This is a genomic window from Calditrichota bacterium (assembly GCA_013152715.1).
GTDB lineage: Bacteria > Zhuqueibacterota > Zhuqueibacteria > Thermofontimicrobiales > Thermofontimicrobiaceae > 4484-87.
This window is the reverse complement of sequence record JAADFU010000016.1, coordinates 1-9,628: the sequence shown is the minus strand read 5'-3', so window position 1 is coordinate 9,628 and position 9,628 is coordinate 1. Positions and strand designations below refer to the sequence as shown.

Below are 9,628 nucleotides of genomic sequence, written 5' to 3'. Positions count from 1 at the left end.
TTCTCGTCGGCAGATGTCACAGCAACCCACTTTTGCGCGACCAGTTCTTCGCCGTTTTGCACAAATTTTTCTCTGCCGTAAGCCACCTGTCCCCAGCAGGCGCCGTCAGAAAAATTCGTCGGAAAAGCCAATTTCAGCATTTTATCTTTTTCCAGCCAGAAAACGTGCAGTCGAATTTCCACTTCGCCCGTTTTTTTGTCAATGAAATATCTGGCTGCCACTTGAGAACTTCTGCATTTGAAAAGCGCCTCAACAACTGTGCGAATCTCTCCGTTTTCAATGATTCTCACCGGAGCCAATTTGCGGTCAGAAATACCGGCAAAATCAGCACTCTCTTCCGCTGTCATCAATTGAAACTCTTCCTCGACATTTCGGAATGAAGTTACAACCATGCCCCAGGGATCGGGATAGTCGCTCACCAGCAGCAACTTCCCGGCGCCTTTTTTCAAATAATCCGCGCCGTCAAAATTATATTTTTCCAGCAAACCAGTGGCGCAATTTATCACAACCTCACCTCTCTCGGTCGGAACGTTAATTTTTTGCTGGGTGCCCAGTTGAATCTTAAATTTCGGCGAGGCGTGCGTTTTCTTTCGCAAGAAACAGGTGAACCGCGTCACCGAAGACGCCTTGAGCAATGCGCGAAACACAACGTGTTTGCGATGATCCACCTGAATATTGCTGCGCTCTTTTTCAACCTGAAAAATTACCCGGTCGCCGTTCTCATCAAAAATCTCCGGCGTTAATTCCACCTGCCAGTCAAAATTGGGCTCCGGCGGCTGAAATTCTATTTCCACGGTTTCAGTCACATCATACGGGAAAGGATTGTAAACAAAAATCGGAAATTCATCTTCCTGCGCCGGTGCGAAACCGGCGATCATTCTGAACATGGCTTGCGAACGCAAACGATCCAGAATCTCAATGCCGTGATTCATTTTTTGCAAAGCAAAATCTTCGTTAGCTTTGATGGCTGAACCCGGAAGTATATCGTGAAACTGACAGAACAGCAAATCTTCCAGAGCTTCTCGCAATTCATTTTTCGGATAATTCATCAATCCGAGCAAATGCGCATGAGCGACCATTTTTTCCGTCTGAAAGTAGAAATTTTCCAGTCGGCGATGAAATTTTTTCACCAGCGACATGGATGTGTAACAACCGACAGCCCACGGATTCAAATCAGCTTCGCGCCGCGGAAGTGAATCTTTTTTCTTCTCCAGTTCGGAAAAATATTGTTCCGGCGTTCCGTGAACCAATTCCCAATCATCAAGTTCACCTTTGAGCCGCTCCACGGATTCCAGATCAATGCGCGAAGGACCGCCGCCGTGATTACCGATGCCCCAGAGCATCATTCCTGTTTCCGCTTCCGGATGTTTTTCGATCCAGCCATTGATTTTTTCCGTCAATTTTCCCATGGAAGAATTGTAATGCTCCGATGCCCGGCGAGCTAAAATTTCCGAGCCATCGTATCCAACCCAGACAAAATCATCGCTGTCAAGTTTCAGTGCATTGACATCGGGACGACAGAAAAGATATGAATTGTAGCCTGATTTTTTCAAAATTTGCACCAGACCGCGCGTATGTCCGAACGGATCAAAATTAATCGCGGTCTTCGGTTCAACGCCGAATTTTTCTTTGAAATAATTTTTTCCCTGCAAAATCTGCCGCACAAATGACTCACCAGCAGGCATATTGCAATCGGGCTGCACATACCAGCCGCCCATGATGTGCCATTTACCGTCTGCAACCAGTTTGCGAATTCGCTCAAACAACGCGGGTTCGTAAATTTCCGTCCACTGATAGAGCAAAGACTCATTATGACAAAATACAAATCCTTCAAATTCTTCACAAAATTTCGCTGCAATGCGGAAAGTCGAAAGCGTTTCCGCCAGACCTTCTTCCCATTCCCAGAGCCAGACCGGATCGAGATGGGCGTTGCAAACGAGAATTAACTTCTTTTTTGTCATATATCTATTCCTTTTGATTTTTTCATATCTATCTTGCCACAGAGTCACGGAGAGCACAGAGAATTTTTTGACACTAAAAACCAGGTTTTTTGCAGTGTAAATGCAACTCAAATGCTATAATTTCAATGCAGATACTAATCACCGGACTACTCTCATATACAAAAACCTGGTTTTTTAATAATGCTTTTTTGCTCATCTCCGCGTCCTCTGCGTCTCCGTGGCTAATCCATATCTCCAATTCCCGGCAAAATCGCCTCAACATTTATATTTCTATCCAAATAAGGAATCAAAATCCCGCCATCTTCAGCTTTTACAAAAAGAAAATCTCCATGAAATTCAGGAGCTTTCACTCCGGCGTCAACACGAATTTTGAAATTGATGCGATTGTTTCTCAATGGAAAACTCGCCTCCACATTTTCCAGTCCAGGCAAAAGTTTTGGTCGAAAATGCAGATATTTTTCTTCGGGCTTGATTCCTAAAATGTGATGCACGCACAGCGTCAATATTTCTCCCCACGTCCAGGGAGTGATTCCCACCTGCGGATACGGCGGAGCGATGCGATTTCCATACATTTCAAACCAGGCGCCTGAAATCGCTCCGGGAATCTGGTTCATCCAGTTTAAAATTTTCCACACTTTTTCGTATTCCCCGGTCTCCATGGCAGCTCTGGCAACAAACAACGAAGGGAAAGGCCAGGGTCCCGCAGAATCCGCTTCGGAACTCTCATGGTAACGACCGTAGCCGCCGATGTCCCAGCTCTGATTCCAGAGTTCTTCGAACTGCTCCATCGTCGCCCGCGTGACTTCGGACTGTGGCGAGACAAAACCGAGCGCAATGGGCAGCGCCGCGCCGAGATCCGGATCCAGATAATGGGGAATATCTTCCCACAAAGGCACTCCCTCGGGAATCGACTCTTTTTGCGGATTTATTGTCTCCTGCACCGTGCCGTCTAAATTGAGCCTTTTGACAAAACCGCGCTCTCTCACCAGAGCGAATTTTGGGTGATTCAAAACGTTCTCTTTGATCATCGCTGCCTGCTTTTCCCAGACTTCTGCCTGTTCGTTTTTTGACAGCAGTCGCGCCAGAATCGCAGCCGATTCCAGACCAATGGCAGGAAAAATCTGATACAAAAGTTCAATTCCCGGCTCAATGCCATGAATCGCATGGCGCTCCCAAAATTCCCTGGTGTTGAAAAACAAACCCGAAGCTTCGTGTCTGAAAACCTGCTGCAGAGGAAACTCGGCAGTCTTTTTCAATTTTTCCCAATATTTTTCAATTAAATCCAGATCGCCGCTCCACAACACATATTCTTTCAAGACAAAGAGCAATTCGCCATTCTGATCCAGTTCGACTTCGTCCGGCTCTCTTTTTACACTGGAATCGATGCAGTCGCCGTCTTCGGACACAAAATCGGTAATCAATCGTTCCAATAAAATTCTGGCAGAATCAAAATGACCGGACAGAACAAGTCCCAACGCCATGAAAGAATGATCGCGAACCCATTCCCGATTGTATTGCCAGATCGAGGCATCCACTTTTCCGGTTCGGGAAACGACAGATGACAACTGAAATTGAGCCGCATCAAAAAAATAGTCCAGCATCGAATTTCCGAAAGAGACGGAAGCAGCTTTTTCCCAATAACGGATATTTTCCCTGACCGGAAAAATCAAGTCGGTTTTTTCGACTTTCACCTCATTCGTCTTCGCATTCAATTCATACTTCAAACCAATTTTAGCTATTTCGCCGCTCTTCAAATTCAAATCTATGTTAATTTCCTGGTCCCGAACACCCGTCTTCAATTGAAAGGAAAATTCCTCATCTGTTTTATTTTGAATTTCTACATTGCGCGTCATAACAGGTGTTGTTCGATCAGGACAAAAGAAAATTTCCTTCACTGCAAACTTTGGCTTTTCCCACCGGACGAACACAGCGGGAACTCCCAATTCCTTTTTCCATTCGGCATGAATTTCATTCGCTTGTGCCGAATAACTTTTCTCTCCGGCAATGATGCGAATCATTGTCTTTTCAAATCCGGTCTCCGCATCAAACGTCAGCGATTCTCGCTTTGATTTCAATTGCTCCGGGTTCATGATTGCCAGGCCGTAGGGACTTCCCTCTCCGCCGGGAGCGATTTGTATCCCCGCTTGAATCAAACCGTTACCGAGAAAAAAATAAGCCGCGTCTTTCAAACGAGTTCTCACATCAGGATGCCCGACTTTTGGGTCATCTAAATACTCATGCTCTTTTTTATCAATCATTCAATTTCCTCTTTTATCTGCTTCAATTGGATAATGTCTCGTTTCACACGTTCTTCGCACACAGCAGGCCAATCCGCCCGATCGAGCACAGCGCATTCGCCCGATTCGATTTTCTGCCGGGAAATTTCCGCAATTTCCAGCAGACTCGCCAGTTCAGCGGTCGTCAAATCGGGAAATTTGGACAGGAAAAACGGATCGAAAATGGGCAAAGCGAAGTCCCCGCCGTGATCCTCAATGTTCAAATTAACATCCCAGGAGAGCTGGCTTAAACGTTTAAGTATTTTGGAAAAATAAATAGCGCCCCTACCAACTTCAGCTACAAAACTCCTCAAGCCCTCTTTTGTGGGGAGCAAACCGCCGTCTTTGATGTGCGTGGAAACAATCCACGGCAGCACGCGTTCCGTCGCCCAGACCGGATTTTCCAGCATGGTCAACAAATTCATCGTATCCAGACAAATGCCCAGATATTCGCCCGGTTCAGTGTCGCAATACTCAAAAATTCTCAAAATCTCATGCGTGGTAAATTCAAAATGCGTCTCAATCGCCAAAATGACGTTGTGATCCATAAGCATCTGTTTTTGCGCTTTCAACGCTTCCGCTGTTTCTTTGAGCAACGTCTCCGTGGACGGGCTGTCGTCTTTCCAGCGCATCAAACCGCCGGAACAGGAACGAACCACGCGCACGCCCAATTTTTCGGCCTGCTCCGCCGCTTTTTTATTGATTGAAAAAACATCATTTTTTGCCCAGGAAGTCATGTCCCGCGGAATGTGCGAAGCGCCGCCCCATTCCAGATACAAATTATTTTCCCCGGCAAAGTCACGCAAATCGCGCAAATAGCCATCGTCAATGAGTTTCAAATTTTCCGGCTCCAGCCCGGAAAAAGAGACACCTTCCGCCCCGTTTTCCTTCGCCCACTGCAATAGTTCCAGTGGCTTTAGCTTGAGCGGGAACAGGCTGTAATTATCAATTCCAACGCGAAATTTTTTTCTGTCCATATTTCAATCGTTTTTTTAGGAATTTATACTAATTAATTAGGTCAACTTTGAACATCCCCCTAAATCCCCCTTCAAAGGGGGACTTCTGGATTCCCCCTTTGAAGTCGAAGATGCGCCTTTGGCGTGGGGGCACGGGGGAATGTCTGTTCGTATCTAAAACAGAAAATCTCCTATTTCAACTTAATAACTCCCCTCTTCCATCATCATCCCCGCCATCTTTTCAATGTAATCCGGATCAATGTATGGTTCATCATAGCGATGCTTTTCCATCAACTCGATTCGGCGCGGCAGCAGTGACTTCAAATTGCTGCCGTAAATCAACGGTGTTTCGCCCATGTCAGTCATGGACATAAATTCCACGCCCGAATCCAGCAATTTTTCCAATTCTCGGGTATTTTCAATTTCTTTGTCAACCATCTCCTGAAAAATTTCCAGATGTTTCTTTTTCTCAGCGTCATTTTTCCCGTTTAAATAGCCATGAACAGCAACCACCCAGGCGGCAACATTGCGATTGGTCATGAACCAGCATCGCAGCGCTTTGAGACGAATGAGCTGGTCGAAAATCACATTCGGTTTTCCAAGAGATTGGTTCGCACTTTCAACCGCTTTCTCCAAAATCTCAATCGCCTGATTCAACGGTTCCCACAAATTTTCTTCAATGAGCGCCAGATTCTTTTTTGACTTCTCATAATCTGTCAACTGAAACAACACATCCCGACTGAGATCCACGTTATTCGGATTGTGCGGTGTGGTGCAGGAATTATCCTCGTAATAAGCGCGCTCCCGTTTGGGAATTGCTTCAAAATTTGGCACAAAGGGCCGCGCCCACAGCCGATACCAGCTAAAACCAAAAGTTGAATAAAGCGGCACTACATTGGGATACGCCAAAATGGCTTCTTCCGCTAAATCCCATGCCTTCAGCAATGATTCGGCTAATTTCTCTCCCGCCCATTTCTTCGCCAATTGAGCAACAAATTCATCGACATTGCCATCAGGCTCAGTCTGGAATTTTTTTACGATTTCATGATTGATATTGTAAGGCACAAGTTCTGGCGGGAAAATTCCACCGTGATGCGCCAGGGATTTCACTCCGTTTTCGCGCAATAACTTCAGCCGTTTGAATGTCAATTTCGGATATGGCACTCCCATCATCGGATCGAACATCACGTGCGGGCCCACTGAAAAATAGAAATGCGCCAGTGCTTTTTTTCGCTCCAATTCATCAATTGCCTGTTTTTCTTTTTCGTCAAATTGAAGCTGGTAAACCGTGCCGCCGTTGATGTCATGATTGTCCGGATATTTCGGATGGGAATACGGCATTGCCCAGCCTTTTGCTGCCAGAGACGTGCCTTCGACATCAATGCCTTCGCCCAGACCTTCCCAGATAGTATCATGTTCCCCGTAAAAAGGCTCCAGACGCGTAATGACGCGAAAATTGGGATTTATTTCTTTGCCCGCCTGCGCCAGCGTGCGATAGAAACGAAGCACATTTTCCCCTGCCTGACGCGCGATTTCCTCGTCGGTTTTCCACTCGCGAATCAGATAGGCGCCTCCGTTTCTGCCGACGTAAAGCGATTTCACATATTCAAAACCAGCTCCGCTATCGCTCGTCCAGATGCTGAAAAATTCGATTTCCGGCACTTCCTTGAGAATTTTTTTCAGCATCTCCGCATAATGAGCCAGCACTTTAGGATGCGTTGTGGTCATGTTGTATCGCGGCTTGAAACTGCGAAACGGGTGATCCACTCTGGCGCCGCGCAGCATGGGATATTTTTCAAAAAATCGTTCCGGCACAGATCTGGGCTCAAAGCTGAGCAACCCGGGAATCATGCCGTATTTTTTTGCCAGCTCTGCGTTTTCTTTCAAATATTTGAAATTCGCTGACAAGTAATAATACGGATAAAGTCCTTTGTTCAAATCGCTGTAAACGAACTGATCCAGCGCCGGGCAATAGGTGTAAAACATGGGATAAGTCTCGCCCTCGGGTCCCGTTTCCAGCGCCATGGGATAAGCCAGACCATTCACTTCGATGTGAGTGAAGCCAAATTTCGCCATCTGTTTGATGTATGTCTCGCGATTCAAATTTTTCTGAATCCTGCCCGGCTGAGTGAGAAAATAATCGTAACATGACCGCTGCCATTTGAACGCCGGTTCGGTCAGTTTACCCTTCAAAAATGGTTCCAGACTTTTGTCCAATTCATCGTCCAGCAAATTGCTGGCGTATCCGTATAAAAATTGCTGGTGCGAGCACGCCAGAACGCCGGCGCCCTGCTCATCAATTTTGCAAAAAACGAAATTCTCTTTATCCGTCTCAAAAAAATCAATTCCCTTTTTTTTCAAATCATCAATACCGCCGATGGTGATGGAAAAGACTCCGGCCTCGTTCGTATTTGCTTTTTTCACTACTTCAATTTGCATATCAGGAAAAATCCCTTTGAATTCTTCCGCCACGGTTTTCGCAACCATCGGTGTATCTTCAAAAATCTGAATTTTTTTCGTTTTTTTCAATGCTTCTCGAATCGTCATCTGCTTCTCCTACTTCCTTACATATTTTTTGATTTCATCCAACAACATGTCCACTTGATTTTCATTATTGTAAACGTGAAGTGACACACGAATTCCCTCAAGGTCCGCCTCGGGAACCACGCGCACGCGGAACTGGCGACCAACCAGATATTTCCCGACTTCACGAAAATTGCGATTTTTTATTTTGAAAGAAATGAGGCTTGTGCGATACTTTTCTTCCTCCGGAGAAAGCAACTCGACCTCGGGAATATTTTGCAGACCGGCATAAAATCTTTCCGCCAACTTCCGATTGTGCTGATGAATTCGCTCCAGGCCAATGGTTGTGACAAATTCTATCGCCTTGCCCAATCCGTGAAAAAGCGCTTCGTTCTGCGTAGCATACTCATACCGCTGCGCCGTGGGATTCAATTTGAATTCCCCGGTGCGCACATTAAAACCGCCGTCTGAATAAGCACCGACTACCGTTGGTTGCAACGTATCGAGCAAATCTTCGCGAACGTAAAAAATTCCTGAGCGTTTAGGGCCCAGCACCCATTTGTGTCCGCTGAATGCGTAAAAATCAACACCCAAATCCGCTACATCTACAGGAACTTCGCCTACTGCCTGTGCTCCGTCCAGAGCAAACCACAGTTTTTTTGCCCTTGCTAATTCACCGATTTCTTTCACAGGAAAAAGCTGCCCCGTCGTACACGTCACGTGACTTATGAAGAGCAATCTTGTTTTTCTGGTGATAAGCTTCTCTATCCGATCGACATTTCCCAATCCGTTTGAAAAATCAGGATCGAAAAATTTCACGCGAATTCCGTGTCGGTGCAAATTGTGTAGCAGGGGCACGTGCAAAGCAGCATGTTCGTGAGTGGAAGAGATAATTTCATCGCCTTTTTTCAGTGGCAATCCATTCAGCACAATATTGATGCCTTCTGTGGCTGTGCCCACCAGGGCAATTTCTTCTTTCTTGCGATTATTGATTAGTTTTTTTGCACTTTCTTTTATTTCCAGCCATTTTTCATGGTCATATCCGGGCCGGGGATGTATCTGCTGCTCATTGGTGCTGGCCTGAACTTCGTGCATAACCAGGCTTGGCGTGGCGCCAATGCCGCCGGTATTGAAATAGTAATAGTCTTTGGGAAAAACAAATTGCTCGCGCACAACCTGCCAGAATTCGCTCTCATCCGTTGCATTAGCGAGCGCTGTATCTATTTTTTTCGGCGCGGCGGACAGGGCAGCCTTTTTCTGCAGCAAAAGTCCACCGGTCATTAAACCCATCGATTGAATAAATTGTCGCCTTTTCATTATTCTTACCTTCTTTCCAAGAATCGTTTCTTTAATTCACTTTTGATTTAATAGCGAAATATTTTTTAACCGCGGAGTTCACAAAAAGGGCGCAAAGTCCGCGTGGTTAATTTTTTAGCTGATTACAATAGTAGTTTTTGTTCACTCCTTCAATTCAGGAATATCAACCCAGCATCTTTTCTCCCATGCTTCAATCCCTTTTTCCGCCAGTTGTACGCCCTTGGCGGCTTCCAATAGATTCCAGCGAAACGGCTCGTCCGCCACAAGGTGTTTCAAATATAATTCCCATTGCGCTTTAAAAGCATTCTCGTAAAAATCCTGTCCTTTAACCGGTTTCCAGGTGTCGAAATAATTAATTTCGCTGTCTTCATCCGGATTCCAGACCGGGCGCGGCGTATCCTCGTAGGATTGATACACACAATGCCGCAAACCTGCCACTGCCGACCCCTCTGTTCCATCAACCTGCAAAGTAAACAAATCATCCCGGCGGACGCGAACTGTCCAGGAAGAATTGAAATGAGCGATGATGTCGTCTTCCAGCAGGAAAGTGGAATAAGCCGCATCATCAGCCGTGCACTCGTAGGGATTCCCCTGT

General features: G+C 46.0%; 6 protein-coding genes. All 6 read right to left on the bottom strand.

Annotation, left to right across the window (positions count from 1 at the left end; genetic code table 11):
- Positions 1 to 1,961 (bottom strand): alpha-mannosidase (locus GXO74_01455; GenBank protein NOZ60326.1); only part of this gene is annotated, 1,961 nt, incomplete at its 3' end.
- A 221-nt stretch (positions 1,962 to 2,182) separates the two neighbouring features.
- Positions 2,183 to 4,219: a hypothetical protein gene (locus GXO74_01450; protein ID NOZ60325.1), complete on the bottom strand. Its 2,037-nt coding sequence runs from the start codon at positions 4,217 to 4,219 to the stop codon at positions 2,183 to 2,185.
- Positions 4,216 to 5,214: a sugar phosphate isomerase/epimerase gene (locus GXO74_01445; protein NOZ60324.1), complete on the bottom strand. Its 999-nt coding sequence runs from the start codon at positions 5,212 to 5,214 to the stop codon at positions 4,216 to 4,218. The genes GXO74_01450 and GXO74_01445 overlap by 4 nt, the downstream gene beginning before the upstream one ends.
- A 180-nt stretch (positions 5,215 to 5,394) precedes the next feature.
- Positions 5,395 to 7,740, bottom strand: coding sequence for a hypothetical protein (locus GXO74_01440; GenBank protein NOZ60323.1), 2,346 nt, complete (start codon positions 7,738 to 7,740; stop codon positions 5,395 to 5,397).
- 9 nt (positions 7,741 to 7,749) lie between these two features.
- Positions 7,750 to 9,033 carry an aminotransferase class V-fold PLP-dependent enzyme gene (locus tag GXO74_01435; protein NOZ60322.1) on the bottom strand — a complete coding sequence of 428 codons (1,284 nt, stop codon included), beginning with the start codon at positions 9,031 to 9,033 and terminating at the stop codon, positions 7,750 to 7,752.
- Positions 9,034 to 9,174: 141 nt separating this feature from the next.
- On the bottom strand, positions 9,175 to 9,628 hold a 454-nt coding region (locus tag GXO74_01430), incomplete at its 5' end, for a gfo/Idh/MocA family oxidoreductase (GenBank protein ID NOZ60321.1).

Coding starts and splice junctions, on each gene's coding strand:
- GXO74_01450 (NOZ60325.1), bottom strand. CDS start 4,219: ATGATTGATAAAAAAGAGCATGAGTATTTAGATGACCCAAAAGTCGGG.
- GXO74_01445 (NOZ60324.1), bottom strand. CDS start 5,214: ATGGACAGAAAAAAATTTCGCGTTGGAATTGATAATTACAGCCTGTTC.
- GXO74_01440 (NOZ60323.1), bottom strand. CDS start 7,740: ATGACGATTCGAGAAGCATTGAAAAAAACGAAAAAAATTCAGATTTTT.
- GXO74_01435 (NOZ60322.1), bottom strand. CDS start 9,033: ATGAAAAGGCGACAATTTATTCAATCGATGGGTTTAATGACCGGTGGA.